17 protein-coding genes are annotated in these 23238 nt (G+C 73.0%); 5 read left to right on the top strand and 12 right to left on the bottom strand.

Annotated elements, in window-relative coordinates; all coding sequences use genetic code 11:
- Positions 1-32: 32 nt before the first annotated feature.
- The 4 genes from J2Z33_RS07125 to J2Z33_RS07110 all read left to right on the top strand — a co-directional run bounded on the left by J2Z33_RS07125 (position 33) and on the right by J2Z33_RS07110 (position 5181).
- Entirely contained in the window at positions 33-998 is a 966-nt protein-coding gene (locus J2Z33_RS07125; protein ID WP_209839319.1) for an alpha/beta hydrolase, read from the top strand.
- A gap of 194 nt (positions 999-1192) precedes the next feature.
- Positions 1193-3136, top strand: a complete 1944-nt coding sequence (locus tag J2Z33_RS07120) for a DUF2156 domain-containing protein (RefSeq protein WP_209839317.1) — start codon at positions 1193-1195, stop codon at positions 3134-3136.
- Between the two features lie 401 nt (positions 3137-3537).
- Complete coding sequence (locus tag J2Z33_RS07115) at positions 3538-4830, top strand: glycerate kinase type-2 family protein (RefSeq protein WP_377109823.1); 1293 nt, start codon at positions 3538-3540, stop codon at positions 4828-4830.
- A 147-nt stretch (positions 4831-4977) separates the two neighbouring features.
- Entirely contained in the window at positions 4978-5181 is a 204-nt protein-coding gene (locus J2Z33_RS07110) for a hypothetical protein (RefSeq protein WP_209839315.1), read from the top strand.
- Positions 5182-5492: 311 nt separating this feature from the next.
- On the opposite strand, the gene J2Z33_RS07105 is transcribed toward J2Z33_RS07110, so the two are convergent.
- The 9 genes from J2Z33_RS07105 to J2Z33_RS07065 form a co-directional block, all read right to left on the bottom strand.
- Entirely contained in the window at positions 5493-7124 is a 1632-nt protein-coding gene (locus tag J2Z33_RS07105; RefSeq protein WP_209839313.1) for an alpha-D-glucose phosphate-specific phosphoglucomutase, read from the bottom strand.
- Positions 7125-7134: 10 nt separating this feature from the next.
- Entirely contained in the window at positions 7135-9240 is a 2106-nt protein-coding gene (gene glgX / locus J2Z33_RS07100) for a glycogen debranching protein GlgX (protein WP_377109821.1), read from the bottom strand.
- 32 nt (positions 9241-9272) lie between these two features.
- Positions 9273-10700 (bottom strand): glycogen synthase GlgA, encoded by a 1428-nt coding sequence (gene glgA, locus J2Z33_RS07095; protein WP_209839309.1) that lies wholly within the window; start codon positions 10698-10700, stop codon positions 9273-9275.
- Entirely contained in the window at positions 10697-11956 is a 1260-nt protein-coding gene (gene glgC, locus J2Z33_RS07090) for a glucose-1-phosphate adenylyltransferase (RefSeq protein WP_209839307.1), read from the bottom strand. Before glgC ends, glgA begins: the two co-directional genes overlap by 4 nt.
- A 23-nt stretch (positions 11957-11979) precedes the next feature.
- Positions 11980-14184 (bottom strand): 1,4-alpha-glucan branching protein GlgB, encoded by a 2205-nt coding sequence (gene glgB, locus J2Z33_RS07085; protein WP_245218630.1) that lies wholly within the window; start codon positions 14182-14184, stop codon positions 11980-11982.
- Positions 14185-14215: 31 nt separating this feature from the next.
- Positions 14216-14890 (bottom strand): nucleoside/nucleotide kinase family protein, encoded by a 675-nt coding sequence (locus J2Z33_RS07080; protein WP_209839305.1) that lies wholly within the window; start codon positions 14888-14890, stop codon positions 14216-14218.
- A 1-nt stretch (position 14891) separates the two neighbouring features.
- Complete coding sequence (locus tag J2Z33_RS07075) at positions 14892-15674, bottom strand: ATP-binding cassette domain-containing protein (protein WP_209839303.1); 783 nt, start codon at positions 15672-15674, stop codon at positions 14892-14894.
- Entirely contained in the window at positions 15674-16756 is a 1083-nt protein-coding gene (locus tag J2Z33_RS07070) for an ABC transporter permease (RefSeq protein ID WP_209839301.1), read from the bottom strand. The genes J2Z33_RS07075 and J2Z33_RS07070 overlap by 1 nt, the downstream gene beginning before the upstream one ends.
- Before the next feature lie 123 nt (positions 16757-16879).
- On the bottom strand, positions 16880-17896 hold the full coding sequence (locus J2Z33_RS07065; RefSeq protein WP_209839299.1) for a sugar ABC transporter substrate-binding protein: 1017 nt from the start codon (positions 17894-17896) through the stop codon (positions 16880-16882).
- A 174-nt stretch (positions 17897-18070) separates the two neighbouring features.
- Here J2Z33_RS07065 and J2Z33_RS07060 point away from each other — a divergent pair, with 174 nt between their 5' ends.
- Positions 18071-19270: an ROK family transcriptional regulator gene (locus J2Z33_RS07060; RefSeq protein ID WP_209839297.1), complete on the top strand. Its 1200-nt coding sequence runs from the start codon at positions 18071-18073 to the stop codon at positions 19268-19270.
- Here the strand turns inward: J2Z33_RS07060 and J2Z33_RS07055 are convergent.
- From J2Z33_RS07055 to glmU, 3 genes are read right to left on the bottom strand one after another with little or no spacing between them, the layout of a single operon-like run.
- Complete coding sequence (locus tag J2Z33_RS07055; RefSeq protein ID WP_209839295.1) at positions 19267-19953, bottom strand: DNA alkylation repair protein; 687 nt, start codon at positions 19951-19953, stop codon at positions 19267-19269. The genes J2Z33_RS07060 and J2Z33_RS07055 overlap by 4 nt on opposite strands.
- Entirely contained in the window at positions 19950-21770 is a 1821-nt protein-coding gene (gene glmS, locus J2Z33_RS07050; RefSeq protein WP_209839293.1) for a glutamine--fructose-6-phosphate transaminase (isomerizing), read from the bottom strand. The genes J2Z33_RS07055 and glmS overlap by 4 nt, the downstream gene beginning before the upstream one ends.
- 4 nt (positions 21771-21774) lie before the next feature.
- Positions 21775-23139: a bifunctional UDP-N-acetylglucosamine diphosphorylase/glucosamine-1-phosphate N-acetyltransferase GlmU gene (gene glmU / locus J2Z33_RS07045; RefSeq protein ID WP_209839291.1), complete on the bottom strand. Its 1365-nt coding sequence runs from the start codon at positions 23137-23139 to the stop codon at positions 21775-21777.
- Between the last annotated feature and the right edge of the window lie 99 nt (positions 23140-23238).

Below are 23238 nucleotides of genomic sequence, written 5' to 3'. Positions count from 1 at the left end.
AGGGCGCGACGGCACGGGCGCGGAGGCGGGGCATGGACGGGGCAGGGGGACCGGGCGAGGGAGCTGCGCTTGCCCTGCCGGGGCCGAGCCTGCTCATGCGGCTGACCCGGCGGCTCCTCCGGTTGCGCGGGCGGTTGCGCGGGCGGTTGCGCGGGCGGCGCGGCGCCGACCCCGAGGCCTACCGGCGGATGCTCCTCTCGCGCCCGCCGCCGCGCGACGCGGCCGTGCCGGCCCGCCTGCGCGCGCGGTTCGCCGTGACCGAGGCCACGGTCGCCGGGCGGGCCGTCGTCACCGTCGCCCCGCGCGAGGGCGCCGCCGGGGGTCGGCGCCTCCTCTACCTGCACGGCGGCGGCTATGTCTGGCCGTTGATCCGGCCCCACTGGTGGCTGGTCGCGCGGCTGGTCCGCGCCACCGGCGCGGCGGTGGTGGTGCCCTCCTATCCCCTCGCGCCCGGGCACGACCACCGCGACGGCTTCGCCTTTCTCGCGGAGGTCTGGGACGGCCTCCTCGCCGAAGGGGGGGAGACTTGGATCGCCGGCGATTCGGCGGGGGGCGGGCTCGCCGTCGGGCTGGCGCTGGACCTGCGCGACCGCGGGCGGCCGGGGCCGGCGGGCCTCGTGCTGCTCGCGCCGTGGCTCGACCTGCTGGTCGCGGACCCCGAGGCGCGGGCGCTGGAGCGGCTGGACCCGATGCTGTCGGTGGCCGGGCTGCGGGCGACGGGGGCGCTCTGGGCGCGGGGCGGCGATCCGGCCGAGCCGCGCCTGAGCCCGCTGCGCGCCGACCTCGCGGGCCTGCCGCCGGTCCTGCTCCTGCAAGGGACGCACGACGTGCTGGCCGCCGACGCGCGCCGATTCGCGGCGCGGCTGCGGGCGGCGGGGGGGCGGGTCGGTCTCGTGGAGTATCCCGGAGCGATCCACGTCTTCCCGCTGGCCGTCTGGACGCGCGAATCGCGCGACGCCGTGGGGCGGATCGCCCGGGCGCTGGCCCCGCGCGCCTGACGCCCCCGCCGGGAGAGCGGGCCGAGATCACGGCCGATTCCGCCGGGGCGCACGATCCCGGCGGGGGCGCCGGCCCGGCCTGCGTGCCTCCGTTCCGCTCCGGCGCCGCAGCATCCGACCGGCCCTCGGCGCCGGGCGGGCCGAATCCGGCGGCGTTCATCCTTCGTCAAGACCTTTCGGGCAGACTGGCGCGGATGTCCCTGACCGAGTGCCCCGCCGTGTCCCTGCCGCCCCTGTCCCTGCCGTCCCTGTCCCGGCCCGTCCTGTCCCGGCCGCCCGGCTCGCGTCCGGCGGCCGCGCTGGCCGTCCCGCTCCGCCCCCGGCTCCGCCCGCTGGCGCTGGCCCGGCTGGCGCTGCCGGCCGTGGTGCTGGCCGCCTGCCTGTGGCTGGGCGCCGGCGCGCTGGCCGACCTGCGGCTCGCCGATCTCGGGGACAGCCTGCGGGGCCTGACGGCGGCGCAGTGGATCGGCGGGCTCGCGGCGACGGCGCTGGCCTTCGTCGCGGTGGCGGGGCAGGAACGGGCGATCCTCGCCCATCTCGGCCTGCGGCCCGACCCCGCCCGCGCGCGGGGCGCGGCGCTTGCGGCGGCGGCGGTGTCGCAGACGGTGGGCTTCGGCCCGGTGGTGGGGGCGATCGTGCGCCGCCGCCTCCTGCCGGGGATCACGGCGGCGCAGTCCTTCGCCATCTCGGCGGCGATCACCCTGGCCTTCTTCGCCGGGCTGGGCCTCCTCCTGCTGGCCGCCACGGCCTGGACCCCCGGCCCCTGGCAGGGCGAGGCGCGGGCGGCGCTGGCCGCGCTCCTCCTCGTCGCGGGCGCGGGGGGGCGGGCCTTGTGGGCGCGCCTCGGGATGCGGGGCATCACCGTGCTGCGGCTCGGGCTCTGGGTCGCGGTGGACTGCCTCGCCCTGGCGCTGGCCTTCTGGGTCCTGCTGCCCGACGGCGCGCGGCCCGACTACCTGGCGCTCCTTCCCGTGTTCCTGCTGGCCCTCGGCCTGGGTCTCGCCTCGGGCAGCCCGGCGGGCGCCGGCCCCTTCGAGGCGACGCTCGCGCTGCACCTGCCCGGCCTCGCCCCCCACGACCTCCTGGCCAGCCTGCTGGCCTTCCGGGGCGTCGCCCACGCCCTCCCGGCGCTCTGCGGCGCGGCCTGGGCGCTCCTCGGGCCGGCGCTCCTCGCCGCCGCGCCCCGCGCCGGCCTCCGGCTCGACGGCGCCCCCGCCGATTCGCGGCTCCGCGCGCTGCCCCGGGCCGAGGCGCAGCTCGCGCGGGGCGGCCGGCTGGAGGTGGCGACGGGCCGCTCGGGCGAGGTCTGGGTCGGTCAGGGCCTCGCGCTGGCGCGGGCCTTCCTGGGCGACCCCCAGCGGCCGGGCGGCCGGGCCGAGGACCCGATGCGCCTGATCCTCGCCGCGCAGGACCTCGCGCGGCGCGAGGGGCGGCGGCCCTGCCTCTACAAGGTCGGCCCCCGCATGGCCACCGCCGCCCGCGCCCTGGGCTGGGCCGTGCTCCCCATCGCGCGCGAGGCGGTGCTCGACCCCCGCCGCTTCGACCTGGACGGGCCCGCCCACGCCCGGCTCCGGCGCAAGCTCCGCCACGCCGAAAAGGCGGGCCTGCGCGCGTCCATGGCTCCCGCGCTCCTGCCCCTCGACGAGATGGAGGCCGTCTCCGACGCCTGGACCCGCCGCCACGGGGGGGAGCGGGGCTTCTCCATGGGCCGCTGGTCGCGCGCCCACGTGGCGGGGCAGCGCGTCGTCCTGGCGCGGGACGCCGCCGGGCGGCTCGTCGCCTTCGCGAGCTTCCACGCCGGGCCGGGGGAATGGGCGCTGGACCTCCTGCGCTCGGCCGGGGACCTGCCGGACGGGACGATGCACCTGCTGATCCGCGCCGCCATCGCTGCCGCCGCCGCCGAGGAGGTCCCCCGCCTGTCCCTCGCCGCCGTCCCGGAGGAGGGGTTCGGCCTGCGCGGCCCCCTGGCCCCCTGGGCGCGACGCCTTTCCGCCTCCGGCGAGGGGCTGCGCCAGTTCAAGTCGGCCTTCCGCCCCCGGTGGGAGCGGCGCTACATCGCCGCCCCCGGCTCGCTCGCGCTGGTGCTGGGCGCGGCCGAGATCGCGCTGGCCATCCACCGCCCGCCGCCGGGGCGCTGAAGGTCGGGGCCCCTTCGCCCCCGATCCCCACCCCGGCCCGGGCGCGGACCCGTCCAGCCCGGCGGGGCCGGGCCGCCGGGCAGGCCGCCGGCACGACGGGCAGGCCGCCGGCGCGACGGGCCGGAGCGGGGGTTCCCCCGGGCGCGCCCCGGGCCCATGATGCGGCATCGCCCGCCGGCCGTGGCCCGCGCGGGCCCGGCACCGGGCGCGACCCCGCCCGACGCCGCAGCGGAGGAAAGGCCCATGCCCGAGGAGACCCAAGCCCGCGCCGCCCGCCCGGTCCCGCCCTCGGACCCCGCCCGGCCGGGCGGGGCGACGGCGCCGGCCGGTCCCGCCGGCGCGCGCCATGGGGTCCGCCCGATCCCGCCGTCCGGGACCAGCGTCGGAACGGAGGTCCGCGCGTGACCGGGCCGGTGGGCCCGCTGGCCGATCCCCTGGCCGACCCCCCGGCCTTCCTCCGCACGCTCTTCGACCGCGCGGTGGAGGTGGCGGACCCCATGCGCGCGCTCGCCGCGCATCTGCCGCCCCGGCCGCCGGGGCGCGTCCGGGTCGTCGGCGCCGGCAAGGCCTCCGCCCGCATGGCCGAGGCGGTGGAGGCCGCCTGGGGCCCCTGCGAGGGGCTGGTCGTCACCCGCCACGGCCACGGCCGCCCCCTGCGCGGCATCGAGCTCGCCCTGGCCAGCCATCCCGTGCCCGACGCTGCCGGCGCGGTCGCGACCGCCCGGATGCTCGCGCTGCTGGAGGGCCTCGGCGAGGGGGACGTCGTGCTCGCGCTGATCTCGGGCGGGGCCTCGGCGCTGCTCGTGGCCCCCGCGCCGGGCCTGACCCTCGCCGACAAGCAGGCGGTGAACGCCGCGCTCCTCGCCTCCGGGGCGCCGATCTCGGCCATGAACATCGTCCGCAAGCACCTGAGCCGCGTGAAGGGCGGCCAACTCGCCGCCGCCGCGCACCCGGCGCGGATGCTGGCGCTGCTGATCTCGGACGTGCCGGGGGACGACCCCGCCGTGATCGGATCGGGCCCCACGGTGGGCGAGGCCTCCACCCCCGGGGACGCGCGCGCGGTGCTGGCGCGCTGGGGCGTGGACGTGCCGGCCTCGGTCAGCGCGGCGCTGGCGCGGGGGTCCGGCGTGGTGCCGCCCGGCGACCCGCGCCTGGCCCGCACGGAGACCCGCGTGATCGCCGCCCCCGCCCAGTCGCTTGCCGCCGCCGCCGCGCTGGCGCGGGCGGCGGGCTGCGAGGTCCGCGCCTTGGGCGACGCGGTGGAGGGCGAGGCGCGCGAGGTCGCCCGGGCGATGGCGGCGGAGGCGCTGGCGCTGCGGCGGGCCCGGGGCCCCGGCGCCGCGCCCGTCCTGCTGCTGTCGGGGGGCGAGCTGACCGTCACCCGGCGGGGGTCGGGGGTGGGCGGCCCCAACGCCGAGTTCGCGCTGGCCCTGGCGCTGGCCCTGGACGGCGCGCCGGGCGTCCATGCGCTCGCCTGCGACACCGACGGCGTGGACGGCGCGGCCGAGGTGGCGGGCGCGGCGATCGACCCCGGCACGCTGGCCCGCGCCGCCGCGCGGGGGCTCGACCCCCGAGCGGCGCTGGCGGCCAACGACGCGCACGGCTTCTTCGCCGCCTTGGGCGATCAGGTCGTCACCGGCCCGACCCTGACCAACGTCAACGACTTCCGGGCGATCCTGGTCCTGGACCGATAGGCCCCGGGCCGGTCCCGGCCCCCGGGGGGCGCTTGCGGGGCGGGCCGACCGGGCCGCATCCTCCCAAGGGGGCCGCCGCGCGGCGCGGCTGGACAGGCGGGCCCGGCTCCGGTCATGTGGGAGCGCTTCGGTCACGGGAGGCCCGCGATGGACCGCTTCTTCGACTTCAACCACCCCTTCTTCCGTCCGCTCTGGATCCGGGTCCTCGTCGTGGCGCTCTGCCTCGGCTGGGCGGGGGTGGAGTTCGCGACCGGCGGGACGGTCTGGGGCATCCTCTTCGGCGCGATCGGCCTCGCGGCCCTTTACGGCTTCTTCATCAACTTCAACCCGCGCCCGCCCGGCGACCGCTGAGCCATCCCCGATCCCTAAAATCCCACGCAACGCGCAACGCCCGTTGCTGTCAGGCGTCGTTAACGCCTCCGTGCGATCCTCCCCCCACGCGAGAAGGAACGGGCGGCCCCCTGGGATGGGGGCTGGGGCCCAAGAGGTCTGTCGCGCACGGCTCCATCCCCGCCCGGGGGCGCAAGCTCCGGGCGACGCTGTTTGAAGGGGCGATCTCCGCCGCGCCCCCCTGGGAGGACCCGCCCCCGCGCAGCGATGCGCCGGGCCGGGGCCGCAAAGACCCAGCCGCCGCGCGTCGTGCACGCGCCCGCGCCCGCGCGTCAGGTCACGACGTCCGGTCCCTCGCGCCCCGTATGCGCGCGGATGCCCGCGATCTCGTCGGCCGCCCGCGCGACATCCGCCAGCGCCTCGCCCGCCTCGCGCGACAGCCCGGCCGGATCGGTCTCCACCCGTTCCAGGTAGACCCGCAGCGTCGCGCCCACGGTCCCCGTGCCCGACAGCCGGAACACCGCGCGGCTTCCGCCCTGGAACCCGATCCGCAGCCCTTGCCGCTCCGACCGCGACCCATCCACCGGGTCGTCGTAGGCGAACTCGTCCGCGCTCTCGACCGTCAGGCCCGCGAAGGCCTGCCCCGGCAGCGCCGCCAGCTTCGCCCGCAGCCCGTCGTAAAGCGCGTTGGCCTTCTCGCTCTCCACGTCCTCGTAGTCGTGCCGCGAGTAGTAGTTGCGCCCGAAGGTCCGCCAATGCGCCTCCAGCAGCGCCTTCACCGACTGCCCGGTCGCCGCCAGGATGTTCAGCCACAGCAGCACCGCCCAGAGCCCGTCCTTCTCCCGCACGTGGTCGGACCCCGTGCCGAACGACTCCTCGCCGCAGAGCGTCGCGCGTCCCGCGTCCAGCAGGTTGCCGAAGAACTTCCACCCCGTCGGCGTCTCGTAGCACCCGATCCCCAGCGCCTCGGCCACCCGGTCCACCGCCGCCGAGGTCGGCATCGACCGCGCCACCCCCTTCAGCCCCCCGCGATAGCCCGGCGCCTTGGTCGCGTGCGCCGTCAGCACGGCCAGCGAATCGGACGGCGACACATAGGCCCCGCGCCCCAGCACCATGTTCCGATCCCCGTCCCCGTCCGAGGCCGCGCCGAAGTCGGGGCCCCCTTCGCCCATCAGGAGGTCATACAGCTCCTTCGCCCAGGTCGGGTTCGGGTCCGGGTGGCCGCCGCCGAAATCGGGCAGGGGGGTCGCGTTCACCACCGTCCCCGGCGCCGCGCCCAGCCGCCCTTCCAGGATCTCCCTGGCATAAGGCCCCGTCACCGCGTGCATCGCGTCGAAGCGCATGGTGAAGCCGCCCGCGAACAAGGCCCGGATCGCCTCGAAGTCGAACAGCCGCTCCATCAGCGCCGCGTAGTCGCTGACCGGATCGACGACCTCGACCTCCATGTCGCCGAGCCGCGTCGTGCCGACCGTCGAAAGGTCCACGTCCTGCGCCACCGCGATGCGGTATTCGCCGATCGCCTGCGTCGCCGCGAAGATGCGGTCCGTCACCGCCTCGGGCGCCGGCCCTCCGTTCGGCGTGTTGTATTTCAGCCCGAAGTCCGCGTCCTCGCCGCCGGGGTTGTGCGAGGCCGACAGGATCAGCCCCCCGTCGGTCCCCCGCAGCCGGATCAGGTGCGACGCCGCCGGCGTGGACAGGATCGCGCCCTGGCCGACGATGGCCTTGGCCGCCCCGTTCGCCGCCATCATCCGCAGGATCACCTGCGCCGCCCGGTCGTTGAAGTAGCGCCCGTCGCCGCCCACCACGAGGGTCTTGCCCGCGACCCCGCCGATCCCGTCGAAGATGCTCTGGACGTAGTTTTCGAGGTAATGCGGCTCCATGAAGACGCGGGTCCTCTTCCGCAGCCCGCTCGTGCCGGGCTTCTGCCCGGCGATGGGGGCCGAAGCGATGGTCGCGATCTCCATGGTCGTCTCCTTACGGGCGGGAAAGGGGCTTGGGCTCCAGCGCCAGCACCGCCACCGACTCCGCCGCGACCTTCAGCGCGCGGTGGATGCGGACGGGCTCGGCCTCGGGGTCGGCGGTGTCCATGTGCAGGACCCAGGCCCGGTCGAGCGGCGGCTCGGGCAGGAAGACGAGGCTCTCCTCCCCGGCGTTGAACACGGCGAAGACCGCGTCCTCGCGGCAGGCGCGAACGATGTGGTCCGGGGTCTCGGACGCGACCCGCATCTCGACGGCGATGAGCCGCTGGTCCTGGTCGTTCCAGTCCACCTCGGTCATCGGCATCCCGTCGGCCCGCCGCCAGAACAGGTCCACCTGCCCGTCGATGGAGCGGGAGCGGGAATGGAGGAACCGCTTCTGCCGCAGGATCGGGTGCCGCTTCCGCAGGTCGATCATCCGGCGGCAGAAGGCCAGGAACTCCGTGTCGGCGTGGTCCCAGTCCACCCAGCCCACCGGGTTGTCCTGGGCATAGGCGTTGTTGTTGCCGCCCTGGCCGTTGCCGATCTCGTCCCCCGACAGGATCATCGGCGTCCCCTGCGCCAGGAGCAGCGTCGCCATCAGGTTCCGCCGCCGCCGCGCCCGCTGCGCCCGGATGGCGGGGTCGTCCGTCGGCCCCTCGTGCCCAAGGTTGTCGCTGTGGTTCTCGGAATGGCCGTCGCGGTTGTCCTCGCCGTTGGCCTCGTTGTGCTTCGTCCGGTAGGACACGAGGTCCATCAGCGTGAAGCCATCATGCGCGGTCACGAAGTTGACCGAGGAGGTCGCCGGCCGCCCGTCGTGGTCGAACTTCAGCGCCGAGCCCGACAGCCGCATGGCGAGCTTGCGGGTCATGTCGCGGTCGCCCCGCCAGAACCGCCGCACCTGGTCGCGGAACTTGTCGTTCCATTCGAGGAAGGGCGGCGGGAAGGCCCCGAGCTGGTAGCCCCCCGGCCCCACGTCCCAGGGCTCGGCGATGAGCTTGAGGCGCCCCAGCACCGGGTCCTGCCGGACTGCCTGGAGGAAGGGGTGGTTCCGGTCGAAGCCCCGCGCCGTCCGCCCCAGCGTCGTGGCGAGGTCGAAGCGGAACCCGTCCACCCCCATCGCCTCGGCCCAATGGCGCAAGCTGTCCATCACCATCCGCATCACGAAGGGATGGTCGAGGTTCAGCACGTTCCCCGTGCCGGTGTCGTTCAGGTAGTAGCGCGGGCTTTCCGCCAGCCGGTAGTAGCTGGCGTTGTCCAGGCCCCGGAAGCTCAGCGTGGGGCCCATCTGGTTCCCCTCCGCCGTGTGGTTGTAGACCACGTCGAGGATCACCTCGATCCCGGCGGAATGGAACCGCCGGACCATGGCCCGGAACTCCTCCGGGTCGCCGTTCGACAGGTAGCGCGGCTCCGGCGCGAAGAAGCCGAGCGTCATGTAGCCCCAGTAGTTCCGCAGGCCCTTGTCCAGCAGGAACTTGTCGTCGAGGAAGGCGTGGACGGGCAGAAGCTCGATGGCGGTGACGCCGAGCCCGGTCAGGTGCTCCAGCACCGGGTCCGAGGCGAGGCCCGCGAAGGTCCCCCGCAGCGGCACGTCGCTCCGCCCCATGGTCAGGCCGCGCACATGGGCCTCGTAGATCACCGTCTCGGTCAGGGGGCGGTCGGGCCGCCGCTCGCCCCGCGCGTCGAGCCTGGGGTCCGTCACCACCGCGCGGGGCACGAAGTTGGACGAATCCCTGGTGTCGAAGGTCAGGTCGCCATGCTTTGAGGCCACGTCGTAGCCGAACAGCGCCGGGTCCCACTCCAGCCGCCCGGCGATCCGCTTGGCATAGGGGTCGAGCAGCAGCTTGTGGGGATTGAAGCGGTGCCCCTCGTCGGGCCGGTAGGGGCCATGCGCCCGGAACCCGTAGGCCTGCCCCGGCCTCAGCCCCGGCACGTAGCCGTGCCAGACGTGCCCCTCGCGGTCCGGCAGGTCGATCCACTCCGCCTCCCAGCGCCCGTCGGCCGAGAACAGGCACAGCGTCATCCGCGTCGCGTGCTGGGAAAAGACGGCGAAGTTCACGCCCTCGCCGTCCCAGGTCGCGCCCAGGGGGTAAGGGCGTCCCGAGGTGATGGCGCCGTGGAACACGATACCGCTTCCGGTGAGGGGGCCTTGGGGCTTCATTCGTGGGGTGCGAGATCGCGATACAATCGGGCATAGGCGCGGGCCGACCGCTGCCAGCCCACCGGCTGCGCCATCGCATTGGCCTGCATCCGCGTCCAGACCTCCCGATCCGCGAAGAGGTCGCAGAGTTGCACCAGGGCCCCACGCAGCGCCTCGGCGGTGACGGGATGGAACTGGATCCCCGTCGCCACCCCCGCCGCCAGCGCCGCCGGCGAGGCGTGGATCACCGTATCCGCCAGCCCCCCCGTCAGCGCCACCACCGGAATCGTCCCGTAGCGCAGCCCATACATCTGCGTCAGCCCGCAGGGCTCGAACCGCGATGGCACCAGGATCGCGTCGCCGCCGGCCATCATCCGGTGCGACAGCGCCTCGTCATAGCCGATGCGGACGCCGACCTGCCCGCCCTGCGCGGCGTCGCGGAACGCCTCCTCCATCCAGCCCTCGCCCGAGCCCAGCACCGCGAGCTGCCCCCCGTGCGACAGCAGCGCCGGCAGCGCCTCGATGAGGAGGTCGAGCCCCTTCTGCTCGGTCAGGCGCGAGACGACGACGCAAAGCGGCCCCCGGCTCTCGGGCAGCCCGAACTCCTGCCGCAGCGCGGCGGTGTTGGCCGCCTTGCCCGCCACGTCCGCGTAGGGCGTCACCGCCGGGTCGGTCGCCGGGTTCCACACCGCTTCGTCGATGCCGTTCAGGATGCCGCACAGGTCCTCGCGCCGCGCCCGCATCACCCCGTCGAGGCCCATCCCGAACTCGGGCCGCAGAAGCTCCGCCGCGTAGGTCGGCGATACCGTGGTGAGCTTGTCCGCCCCCACCAGCCCCGCCTTCAGCGCCGAGATGCGGCCCCAGAACTCGAACCCCTCGGGGTTGAAGCGCGAGCCATCCAGCCGAAGCGACCCGATCCGCCCATAGGGGGCAAGGCCGTGGAAGGCGATGTTGTGGATGGTGAGCACGGTCCCCGCCCGCGCCTCTGGTCGCGCCCGCAGGTAGTCCGGCACCAGCCCCGCCTGCCAGTCGTGGCAATGGAGCACCTGCGGCTTCCAACCGTTCACCCCCTCTGCCGCGACGCGCGCCGCCATCCAGCAAAGCCCCGCGAAGCGTTCCGGGTTGTCCGGCCAGTCGTGCCCGTCGGGGCCGAGGTAGATGTTGCCCGTCCGCTCGTACAGATGCGGCGCCTCGACGACGAGGAGGCTCAGCCCCCCGGCGGTGGCGGCGATCAGGTTGGCGTGGCCCCCGAAGAGGTCCCATTCCTCCATCACCGCGCCCTCGCGGGCCAGCGCGCCCATCACCGCCGGATAGCCGGGCAGCAGCACCTTCATGTCCACGCCCTCGGAGACCAGCGCCGAGGGGAGCGCCCCCACGACATCGGCCAGCCCCCCGGTCTTGACCAGGGGCGCGCATTCCGAGGCGACGGACAGGACCCGCGTCATTCAGACGCCGCCCGCCGATCCAGCATATCCTGGGTGATGAGCGTCACGCCCCTCTCCGAGACCCGGAACCACTTCGCGTCCATCTCCGGGTCCTCGCCCACGACCAGCCCCTCCGGGATCACCACGCCCCGGTCGATCACCACCCGCCGGAGCCGCGCGTGACGATTGACCGTCACGTATGGCAACACCACGGCATGATCGAGGACGGCGTAGGAATTCGTGTGGACCTGCGTGAAAAGCAGCGAGTTCCGCACCTCCGTGCCCGAAACGATGCAGCCGCCCGACACCATCGACGACACGGCACTGCCCCGCCGCCCTTCCTCGTCGTGGATGAACTTGGCGGGCGGCGTGCTCTCGGCATAGGTCCAGATCGGCCATTCGTGGTCCCAGAGGTTCAGCTCGGGGATGAAGTCCGTCTGGTCGATGTTCGCCTGCCAGTAGGCGTCCACCGTCCCCACGTCGCGCCAGTAGGCCGGGGCGCCCGGCGCCCGGACGCAGGAATCATCGAAGCGGTGCGCCCGCGCCGCGCCGCGCGCCACGATGCCGGGGATCAGGTCGTTGCCGAAGTCGTGGCTCGACTGGGGGTCGTTCGCGTCCCGGATCAGCAGGTCCCGCAGGAAGGGCCAGGAGAAGACGTAGATCCCCATCGACGCCAGCGCGAGGTCCGGGTTCTCGGGCGTCGGCGGCGGGTCGGCGGGCTTTTCCAGGAAGCTGGTGATCTTGCCCGACTCGTCCACCGCCATGACCCCGAAGGCCGAGGCCTCCTCGCGCGGGACGGTCAGGCAGCCGATGGTCACGTCCGCGCCGCTGGTGGCGTGCTCGCGGATCATCACCTCGTAGTCCATCTTGTAGATGTGGTCGCCCGCCAGGATGATGATGAAATCGACGTCGTAGCTGTCCACGATGTCGATGTTCTGCGTCACCGCGTCGGCCGTGCCGCGATACCAGCTCTCGTCGTCCATGCGCTGGCTGGCGGGCAGGATGTCGAGGAACTCGTTCCGCTCGGCCCGGAAGAAGTTCCAGCCCCGCTGCATGTGCCGGATGAGGCTGTGCGCCTTGTATTGCGTCGCGATGGCGATCTTGCGGATCCCCGAGTTGACGGCGTTCGACAGGGCGAAGTCGATGATGCGGGCCTTGCCGCCGAAGTAGACGGCGGGCTTCACCCGCCGGTCGGTCAGCTCCCGCAGCCGGGAGCCTCGGCCCCCCGCCAGCACGAAGGCCATGGAACGGTTCGTCAGTCTGCGGGTCTGCGGCATTCGTCAGGGGCCTCCCAACCCCGTCAGCGATCCAACTGGAAGATCAGGGTGGAGAGCGGTGGCAGCGTCATGGCGGCCGAGAAGGGCTGCCCCATCCAGGGCTTCGCCTCGGCGGTGACGCCCCCCAGGTTGCCGCGCCCGCCGCCGTCGTAGACGATGGCGTCGGTGTTCAGCGCCTCGCGCCAGCGCCCGGCCTCGGGCAGGCCGATCCGGTGGTCGCGCCGCTCCACGGGGGTCATGTTGCAGACGACCACGCAGGGCGCGTCGCCCTCGAACCCCCGCCGCACCCAGGCGAAGATGGAGTTCTCGGCGTCGCCCCCCTCGATCCACTGGAACCCCTCGGGCTCGCAGTCGCGGGCATGCAGCGCCGGCGTCCCGCGATACAGCGTGTTGAGGTCCCGCACGAGCCGCTGGATGCCCCGATGCTCCGGCCCATGCGCCGGGGCCGCCCAGTCGATCTCGCCCTGGTGGCTCCACTCGGCGCGCTGCCCGAACTCGCAGCCCATGAACAGGAGCTTCTTGCCCGGATGCCCCCACATGAAGCCGTAATAGGCCCGGAGGTTCGCGCACTTCTCCCACCAGTTGCCGGGCATCTTGTCGATCATCGAGCCCTTGCCGTGCACCACCTCGTCATGGCTGATCGGCAGGATGAAGTTCTCGCTGAATGCGTAGGCCAGCCCGAAGGTCATCAGGTTGTGGTGATGCTTCCGGTGCACCGGGTCCTTGTGCATGTAGGACAGGGTGTCGTTCATCCACCCCATGTTCCACTTGTAGCCGAAGCCCAGACCCCCCGCGTCCACCGGTGCCGAGACCTTGGGGAACGACGTGGACTCCTCCGCCACCGTCATCACGCCCGGATGCCGCCCATAGGCCGCCTCGTTCATGCGGCGCAGGACGTCGATCGCTTCCAGGTTCTCGCGCCCGCCGTGGATGTTGGGCACCCATTCCCCGGCCTTCCGCGAATAGTCGCGGTAGAGCATGGAAGCCACCGCGTCCACGCGCAGCCCGTCCACATGATATTCTTCTAACCAATACAGCGCGTTGGCGACCAGGAAGTTCGACACCTCGCTGCGGCCGTAGTTGTAGATCAGCGTGTTCCAGTCCTGGTGGAACCCCTCGCGCGGGTCCGCGTGCTCATAGAGCGCCGTGCCGTCGAACCGCGCGAGCCCGTGGGCGTCGCTCGGGAAATGCCCCGGCACCCAGTCGAGCAGCACCCCCAGCCCCGCCTGGTGCGCCGCCTGCACGAGGTCGCGGAACTCGTGCGGGGGTCCGAAGCGGATGGTGGGGGCGAACAGCCCGACCGGCTGGTAGCCCCAGGACCCGTCGAAGGGGTATTCGGAGACCGGCAGCAGCTCCAGATGCGTGAAGCCCATGTCCTTCGCATAGGCCACGAGGTCCTTCGCCGCCTCCCGGTAGGACAGCGGCCGCCCGCCCTCCTTCCAGACCCGCTTCCACGAGCCCAGATGCACCTCGTAGATGCTGATCGGCGCGTCGCGCCGCTGGCGCGCGGCCCGCTCCTCCATCCAGTCGCGGTCGGCCCAGCCGAAGCCCCGGATGTCGCGCACCACGCTCGCCGTCTCGGGCGGGTGCTGCGACCCGAACCCCACCGGATCGGCCTTCAGCGGCAGAAGCTCCCCATGCGGGCCGATGATCTCGTATTTATAGCAGTGCCTCTCGCCGACATGGGGCAGGAAGATCTCCCACACCCCGGTCGCGCCCCGCCGCCGCATCGGGTGGCGCCGCCCATCCCAGGCGTTGAAGTCGCCCACCACCGACACCCGCCGCGCGTTGGGCGCCCAGACGGCGAAATGCGTGCCCTCCACGCCCTCGTGCACCCGCACATGGGCGCCCAGGGCCTCCCAGAGCCGCTGATGCGTGCCCTCGCCCAAAAGGTATTCGTCGAAGTCCGACAGCACCGGCCCGAAGCGATAGGCGTCCTCGTAGTCCCATTGCCCGCCAAAGCCGCGCCCGCGCAGATGATAGGGCTTCCCGTCCGGGATGCGCCCGCAGAACAGCGCGCCGTCGAGCCGGGGCAGGGGGAACTCGCGCCCCTCCACCACCGCCGCCATCTCCTCGGCGCCGGGGTCCAGCGCGGCGACCCAGGTCCCGTCCTCCCGCCGGTGCGGCCCGAGGACCGAGAAGGGATCATCATGCGTCCCGTCAAGGATTCGAGAGACGGTCGCAGCGTCGAGCGGGGCGGGCGTGGACCTGATCATGGGATCGATCATAGCCCCCCCACCTCGCCTCGCAAGGGCGTGATCATCGCCCCTCGGCCCGGCGCGGGACGACGGGCCGCCCCTCGGGCCGCGTCGCGAGCAGGAACTCCGCCGGCAGTTCCCGCGCGATCGCCTTCTCGGCGTTGGGCACGTCGTTGCCCTCGGCCCGCCGCGTCGCCGCCGCGCGTGACAGCCCATGATCGAGCCACCGCTGGATCAGCCGGGCGCGCAGCTCGGGCAAGGGCACGTCGAGCCGCGCCGTCACGTCCCAGAGCGGGACCAGCTCCCGCCAGGGGTCCTCGTCGAACAGGAGGTAGTTCCCCTCGCAGACCACGATCCGGCACCCCGCCGGGACGACCTGCGCCCCGGCCACCGCCACGTCGCGCGCCCGGTCGAAGATCGGGGCCACCACCTCGCCCCCGGCCCGCAGCCGCCGCATCAGATGGAGGAACCCCTCCACGTCGAAGGTCTCGGGCGAGCCCTTCCGCTGCCGCATCCCCCGCGCATCGAGCACCGCGCCGTCGAGCAGGAAGCCGTCGAGCTGCACCACCTCTGACGGCCAGCCCCCGTCGCGCAGCCGCCGCAGCAGCGCGGCGGCCAGCGTGGACTTCCCCGACGCCGGCGCGCCCGCCAGGGCGACCAGCACGCGGCCCCGCGCCTCGGCGAGGCCGGTCGCCCGCTCCGCGAGCGCCGTCACCTGCGCCGAGACGTCGAGCACCTCAGGCCGTCTCGAACTCGGTGTCCGGCACGCGCGCGCCGGTCATGTAGGCCACCGCGTCCGACATCGTGTGGTTCTGCGGCCGGATCACGCACAGCCTCCGGCCCAGCCGGTGGACGTGGATGCGGTCCGCCACCTCGAAGACGTGGGGCATGTTGTGGGAGATCAGGATGATCGGGATGCCCCGCGACCTCACGTCGAGGATCAGCTCCAGCACCCGCCGGCTTTCCTTGACCCCCAGCGCCGCCGTCGGCTCGTCCAGGATGATGACCTTCGACCCGAAGGCGGCGGCCCGCGCCACCGCCACGCCCTGCCGCTGCCCGCCCGACAGCGTCTCGACCGCCTGGTTGATGTTCTGGATCGTCATCAGCCCCAGCTCGGTCAGCTTCTCGCGGGCGAACCGCTCCATCCGCGGCCGGTCGAGCTGGCGCAGGACGCTCCCCATGATGCCGGGCTTCCGCAGCTCGCGCCCCATGAACATGTTGTCCGCGATCGACAGCGCCGGCGACATGGCGAGCGTCTGGTAGACCGTCTCGATCCCCGCCGCCCGCGCCTCGGTGGGCTTGGTGAAGTGGACCTTGCGCCCTTCGAGGAAGATCTCCCCCTCGTCCGGCACCACCGCGCCCGACACCGCCTTGATGAGCGTGGACTTGCCCGCGCCGTTGTCGCCGATCACGGCCAGGATCTCGCCCGGATAAAGATCGAAGTCGCAGTGATCCAGGGCCACGACCTTGCCGTAGCGCTTCACCAGCCCACGGCCCTTGAGAAGAGGTTCCACCGCCATCACGCAGCCACCTTTCTGATCCACTGGTCCACGGCGACGGCCACGATGATGAGCACGCCGATGAAGAAGAAGGTCCATTGCGCGTCCGCGCCCAGGAGCCGCAGCCCGAGCGAGAAGACGCCCACGATCAGCGCCCCGAACAACGCGCCGACGATGGAGCCCCGCCCGCCGAACAGCGAGATGCCCCCGATCACAACGGCGGTGATCGACTGGATGTTGAGCTCCGCTCCCGAGGTCGGGCTGACCGACCCGATGCGCCCGATCAAGGCCCAGCCCGCGAAGGCGCAGATCAGCCCCGACAGCGCATAGACCGAGATCAGCGTGCCCCGCACGTTCACGCCCGACAGTTGCGCCGCGTCCGGGTCGTCGCCCACGGCATAGACGTGGCGGCCCCAGGCGGTCTGCCGCAGCGCGTAGGCCAGCACGACCACCAGCAGGATCATGAAGATCACGCCATAGGTGAAGGTCGCCCCGCCGCGCCCGTTCTCGTCGGCGCCGATCTTGAAGGTGTTGGCGAAGAACTGGAGCAGCGGCGCCTGCGCCTCGATCTCCTGCGATCGGATGGTCTCGTTGGCCGAATACAGGAAGTTCGACGCCAGGATGATCTGCCACGTCCCCAGCGTCACGATGAAGGGCGGCAGCTTCATCACCGCCACCAGCCAGCCGTTCAGCGTCCCCAGCGCCGTCCCCAGCGCCAGCCCGCACAGGATCGCGATGGGCACCGGAATGCCGTAGCGGAACGCGAACTGCCCCATGATGACCGAGCAGAGCACCGTGATCGCGCCCACCGACAGGTCGATGCCCGCCGTCATGATGACCAGCGTCTGCGCCGCCGCGACGATCCCCACGAGCTGCACCTGCTGGAGAATCAGCGTGAGCGTCCCCGCCGAGAAGAAGCGGTTCCCGATCAGCAGCCCGAACAGCACGATCGACGCGATCAGCACGATCATCGGCACCAGCGCCGGCGTCGTGTGCAGCGCGTGCTGGAACCGCTTGATGAGGGTCTTGTCCTCGTGGAACTCGGCCACCGCCTCGGTGCGGCGTTCCTGGACCACGGCTTCGAAGTTGTCGGTGCCGCTCATGCGGGGCTCTCCTCCCGTGGGGTCGAGGGGTTCACTCCCCTCAGGATGGGGCGGACCGAAGCCCGCCCCGTTTGGTCCCAGTCTGGGCCCCTCAGGCCCCGTCGATCAAGTCCGAAGCGGGACTCAGCCCCAGCAGAGGGCCTTGCCCTCTTCCGAGGTGATCGACTCGACGCCTTCGACCGGCGCATCGGTGATGAGCGTCACGCCGGTGTCGAAGAAGTCCTTGCCCTCGGTCGGCTGGGGCAGGGTGCCGTCGGCGGCGTATTGGGCGATCGCCTCGATCCCCAGGGCGGCCATCTGCAGCGGGTATTGCTGCGAGGTGGCGCCGATCACGCCGTCCGCCACGTTCTGCACGCCGGGGCAGCCGCCATCGACCGACACGATCAGCACGTCCGCCTCGCGGCCCACGGCCTTCAGCGCCTCGTAGGCACCGGCGGCGGCGGGCTCGTTGATCGTGTAGACGACGTTGATGTCCGGGTTCACCGCGAGAAGGTTCTCCATCGCGCGGCGGCCGCCTTCCTCGTTGCCCGAGGTGATGTCGTTGCCGACGATGCGCGGGTCCTCCTCGTCGCCGATGACGTTCACGTCCCCGGTGTCGATGCCGAAGCCGGTCAGGAAGCCCTGGTCGCGCAGCACGTCCACCGACGGCTGGGCCACCGACAGGTCGAGCATGGCGATCCTGGCGTCGGCGGCGGCGTCGCCGAGCGTGGCGGCGGCCCATTGGCCGATCAGCAGCCCGGCCTGGAAGTTGTCGGTCGCGAAGGTCGCGTCGGCGGCGTCGATCGGGTCGAGCGGCGTGTCGAGCGCGATCACCAGCAGCCCCGCGTCACGCGCGGCCTGCACCGAATCGACGATGGCGGCGGTGTCCGAGGCGGCGATCAGGATGCCCGAGGCGCCCGAGGCGATGCAGGTCTCGATGGCCTGAACCTGCGATTCGTGGTCGCCGTCCACCTTGCCGGCATAGGAGCTGAGCGTGATGCCCAGTTCGGCCGCCTTGGCTTCGGCGCCTTCCTTCATCTTCACGAAGAAGGGGTTGGTGTCGGTCTTGGTGATGAGGCACGCCGCGGTGCCCTCCTGCGCGACGGCCGCGCCGGACATGGTGATGAGGGCCAGCGCGGAGCCGGCGAGAAGCGTCTTCATGTGTCCTGTCCTCCCAGACATTCGGGGCAGGCGCCCGGCCCGCCACCGTCCCCGAGCCTCCCTGGCAGGGGGAACGGCCCCAAGAGATACCCAACCCGGGCCGCAGGTCAATATGTATGTAAGCTTGATTTATTAATCCCGATCGGTTTCTCCTCGTATCCGGGAGGACGCCCGATGGAGACCGGCGCGGTCCGTGGCCTGAGCGCTGGGGTCAACCAGCAGGGGCTGCGGGACCACAACGAACGACTGATTCTCTCGACGCTCCAGCGGCACGGGCCGTTGCCGGGCAGCGACCTCGCCCGCGTGGCGGGTCTCTCGGCGCAGACCGTTTCGGTGATCCTGCGCGAGCTGGAAGGGGAGGGGCTGATCCGCCGGGGCGCGCCGCAGCGGGGCCGCGTCGGCAAGCCCCGCATCCCCATGGGCCTCTCGCCCGAGGGGGCGTTCTCCGTCGGGCTCAAGATCGGGCGGCGCAGCGCCGACCTCCTCCTGTCCGACCTCGCGGGCGGCGTCCGGGGCCAGCTCCAGGCCACCTACCGCTGGCCGGTCCCCGAGGAGGTCTTCGCCTTCCTGCGCCGGGGTCTCGAGTCCTTCACCGCCGCGATGCGCCCCGAGGAGGCCGCGCGCATCGCCGGCATCGGCATCGCCAAGCCCTACGAGATCTGGGACTGGCACGCCGCCCTCGGCGCCCCCGACGGCGCGCTCGACGCCTGGCGGACGGTGGACTACGCCGCCGCCGCCGCCGCCTTCTCGCCCCTCCCGGTGTTCCTGGAGAACGACGGCACCGCCGCCTGCCGGGCCGAGCAGGTCCATGGCCGGGGGCGGGAGTTCCGGGACTTCGCCTATTTCTTCGTGGGCAGCTTCATCGGCGGCGGCGTGGTGCTGAACCACGGCGTATTGGAAGGGGCCTTCGGCAACGCCGGAGCCTTCGGCTCGCTCCCCGTCCGCGACGACGGCGGGCGGGACCGGCAACTCATCGACGTGGCCTCGCTGTTCCTTCTCGAGGAGGCGCTGATCCGCGAGGGGGTGCCGACCGCCCGGCTCTGGACCCAGCCGCAGGACTGGTCCGCCTTCCGCGCGCCTCTCGACGCATGGATCGCCGGGACGGCGCGGCAGTTGGCCCGCGCTGCGGTGACGGTCTGCGCGGTGATCGACTTCGAGGCGGTGCTCATCGACGGGGCCTTCCCTCCCGACGTGCGCGCCCGGCTGGTCGAGGCCGCGCGGGCCGAGCTCGCCCATCTCGACCGCCGGGGCCTCTCGCCCATCCGCATCGAGGAGGGGCAGGTCGGCGGCAACGCCCGCGCGCTGGGGGCTGCCAGCGCGCCCCTCTTCGCGCGCTACCTGCTCAACACCCACGGCGCGGGCACGGCGGCCTAGTCGTCCGGGAGCAGCCGCGCCGCCTCCTTGCGGGCGAAGCCCCTGAGCCCCGCCCCATGCGCCCCGAGCCAGGCCCGCACCCGCTCCGGGTCGCGCTTGGACAGGTCGCGCAGCCACCAGGCCACCGCCTTCTGGAGGAACCAGTCGCGGTCCGGGGCCAGCCGCTCGCACCAGCCCAGCACCCGCTCCCGCACCGCCAGATCCTCGGGCTTCGGAAAGCGGTCCTTGGTCCAGGGCAGCGTCATCACCAGCGCCGCCCGCCGGCTCCACATATGCTCGGAGCCCACCCAGCCTTCGACCTCGTCGAGCCGCCGGGGGTCGGCCACCAGCCGCCGCTCGCCCGCCTTGGAGGCGTGGTCCGCCACGGCCCAGGCGTCGAACGTCGGCACCCAGGACGCGACCAGCCGCCACGCCGGCTCGTCGTCGGGCCGGATGCGCGCCTGCGTCAGCAGCTTCGCCGCCGCGATCCGCGCCTCGTGCACGTCGCTGTCCCAGAGCGCCGCCGCCAGCGCCACCCGCTCCTCGACCGTCGCGCCCGCGCGCCACCCGTCCGCCAGCTCCCCGATCCGTGGCACCGGCACGCCCAGGTAGCGCCGGGGCGCCTTGTGATACGCCGCCTCCTGCGCCGCCCGCACCGGATCGCCCTCGGCCTCCAGCGCCGCGAGCGCCTCGGCCCCGGTCACTCGACCGTCACCGACTTGGCGAGGTTGCGCGGCTGGTCCACGTCCGTCCCCTTGGCGATGGCCGTGTGATAGGCCAGGAGCTGCGCGGGCACCGCGTAGAGGATCGGCGCCCAGACCGGCGCCACGTCGGGCAGCACCAGCGTCTCCCAGACCCCCTGGGCGGCGGATTGCGACCCCGCCCGGTCGGTGACCAGCAGGACGCGCCCGCCCCGTGCCATGACCTCCTGCATGTTCGACACCGTCTTGTCGAACAGCTCGTCGTGCGGGGCCATGACGATCACCGGCACGGTCTTGTCCACCAGCGCGATCGGCCCGTGCTTCAGCTCGCCCGACGCATAGGCCTCGGCGTGGATGTAGCTGATCTCCTTGAGCTTCAGCGCCCCTTCCAGCGCCAGCGGAAACATCCGGCCCCGCCCCAGGAACAGGATGTCGCGCGCCTCGGCCAGCTTGGCCGCGATCCGCCCGGCGTCCTCCGTCAGCGACAGCGCGTGGTTCACGAGGCCCGGCACCGCCCGCAGGTCGTCGATCCGCGCCCGCACCGTCGCCTCATCCAGCCGCCCCCTCTGCCGCCCCGCCTCCAGCGCCAGCAGCCCCAGCACCAGGAGCTGGCACGAGAAGGCCTTGGTCGAGGCCACGCCGATCTCCGGCCCGGCGAGGATCGGCAGCGCGAGGTCCGATTCCCGCGCGATGGAGCTTTCGGCGACGTTGACCACCGACAGGATGCGCTCGGCCTTGTCGCGGCAGTAGCGCAGCGCCGCCAGCGTGTCCGCCGTCTCGCCCGACTGGCTGACGAACAGCGCCAGGGTGCGCGCCGGGATGGGGGGCTCGCGGTAGCGGAACTCCGACGCCACGTCGAGGTCCACGGGCAGGCCGGCGATCTGCTCGAACCAGTATTTCGCGACGTGGCAGGCGTAGGAGGCCGTGCCGCAGGCCACCATGCTGATCCGGTCCACGCCGGCAAAGTCGATCCCCGGCGCGGGCAGGCGGATGCTCCCGTCCTCGGACAGGTAGTGCTCCAGCGCCGCCGTCAGCCGCGACGGCTGCTCGGCGATCTCCTTGGCCATGAAGTGCCGGTGCCCGGCCTTGTCCACCTGCGCGGCGTCGATCTGGATGGTCCGCGCCGCCCGGTTGGCCAGCCGGCCCGCGCCGTCGCGGATCGTCGCCCCCGCCCGCGTCACCACCGCCCAGTCGCCTTCCTCCAGGTAGGTGACGCGCGAGGTCAGCGACGCGAGCGCGATGGCGTCGCTGCCCACGTACATCTCGCCGTCGCCATGCCCGATGGCCAGGGGCGAGCCCTTCCGGGCCGCGATCATCAGGTCCTCCTCGCCCTCGAACAGGAACAGGAGCGCGTAGGCCCCCTGAAGCCGGGCCAGCGTCATCTCCGCCGCCTCGACCGGAGTCGCCCCGTCGGACAGGTAGTGGTCGGCCAGCAGGGCGACGGTCTCGGTGTCGGTGTCGGATTCGTGCGCCAGCCCCCGCTCGGACAGCCAGGCCCGCAGCTCGCGGAAGTTCTCGATGATGCCGTTGTGCACGACCGCGACCCGCCCCGCCCGGTGCGGGTGGGCGTTGCGGACCGAGGGCGCGCCATGCGTGGCCCAGCGCGTGTGGCCGATCCCGGCCTTGCCCGCCAGGGGCTCGTGCACCAGCAGGTCGGACAGGTTGACGAGCTTGCCGACCGCCCGCCGCCGGTCCAGCCGCCCCCCATCGACCGTGGCGATCCCCGCGCTGTCGTAGCCGCGATATTCGAGCCGCTTCAGCGACTCGACCAGCAGGGGGGCGACCTCGTGGCTCCCCAGGATTCCGACGATGCCGCACATGGGTTCAGGCTCCGGTCTTGGCGGCCTTGAGGGCGCGCAGCTTCTCGAACAATCGCGTGGCGAAGCCCGGCTTCTCCACCTGCGGCGCGCGGGACAGCGCCAGCGCCCCCGGCGCCACGTCCCTGGTGATGACCGAGCCCGAGCCGGTCATGGCCCCGTCCCCGATCCGAACGGGGGCCACCAGCATCGTGTCCGACCCGATGAAGGCGTTCCGCCCGATCACCGTCCGGTGCTTGAAGACGCCATCGTAGTTGCAGGTGATCGTCCCCGCGCCGATGTTCGCCCCTTCGCCCACCTCGGCGTCGCCGATGTAGCTCAGGTGGTTGATCTTGGCCCCCTCGCCGACCTGGGCGGCCTTGATCTCCACGAAGTTGCCGACATGGACATCCTCGGCCAGCTCCGCGCCGGGCCGCAGCCGGGCGAAGGGTCCCACCGTCGCCCCACGCGACACATGGCACCCCTCCAGGTGCGAGAAGGCGCGGATGCGCGCCTCGGATTCGACCGTCACGCCGGGGCCGAAGACGACATGGGGCTCGATCACCGTGTCGCGGCCCACGAAGGTGTCGTAGGCGAAGACCACCGTCTCGGGCGCCGGCATCGACACCCCGTCCTCGGCCGCCTGCGCCCGCGCCCGCGCCTGGAACGCCCGCTCGGCCGCCATGAGCTCGGCGCGCGAGTTGATGCCCAGCGTCTCGGCCTCGTCGCAGCGCACCACCGTCGCGCTCAGGCCCCGCGCGCGGGCCAGCCCCACGATGTCGGTGAGGTAGTATTCCCCGGCGGCGTTCCGGTTGCCCACCTCGCGCAGCAGGTCGAACAGGAAGGTCCCCTCGGCGCAGACCACGCCCGAGTTGCACAGCCGGATCGCCCGCGTCGCGGCGTCGGCGTCCTTCCACTCGACGATGCGCGCCAGCCCGTCGCCCTCGACGACAAGGCGTCCATACCGCGCCTCCGAGTCGGCGGTCTCGAAGCCCAGCACCACCACGTCGGCGCGGGCGCGGGCCTCCAGCATCCGGTCCAGAGTCTCGGGCGCGACGAAGGGCGTGTCGCCATAGAGCACGATCACGTCGCCGTCGTGGTCCCCCAGCACCTCCCGCGCCTGGAGCACGGCATGGGCGGTTCCCAGCCGCTCCTCCTGTCGCACGGTCGCCACCTCGGGGTCGAAGGCGCGGGCCGCCTTCTCCACCTCCGGGGCGCCCACGCCGGTCACGACGACCATCCGCTCGGGCCCCAGCGCGGCGGCGGACCGCATCGCGTGGTGCAAAAGCGGCGCGCCGCCCAGCTCGTGCAGCACCTTGGGCCGCTCGGAGTTCATCCGCGTGCCCGCGCCCGCCGCCAGGATGACGACGCCCACGCCTCCGGTCCCGCCCATGTCCGCCTCGTGTGCTTTGGTTCGTTGGGCGGCCTTCTAGGCAACAAGCCCGTCCTTTCCAAGCCTCGGGCCACCGGGGGGCTTCACATCGTCCTTCGC

Source organism: Rubellimicrobium aerolatum (assembly GCF_017872975.1).
Taxonomy (GTDB): domain Bacteria; phylum Pseudomonadota; class Alphaproteobacteria; order Rhodobacterales; family Rhodobacteraceae; genus Rubellimicrobium; species Rubellimicrobium aerolatum.
The sequence above is the reverse complement of the archived record's forward strand: the minus strand, read 5'-3'. Positions and strand labels throughout refer to the sequence as shown.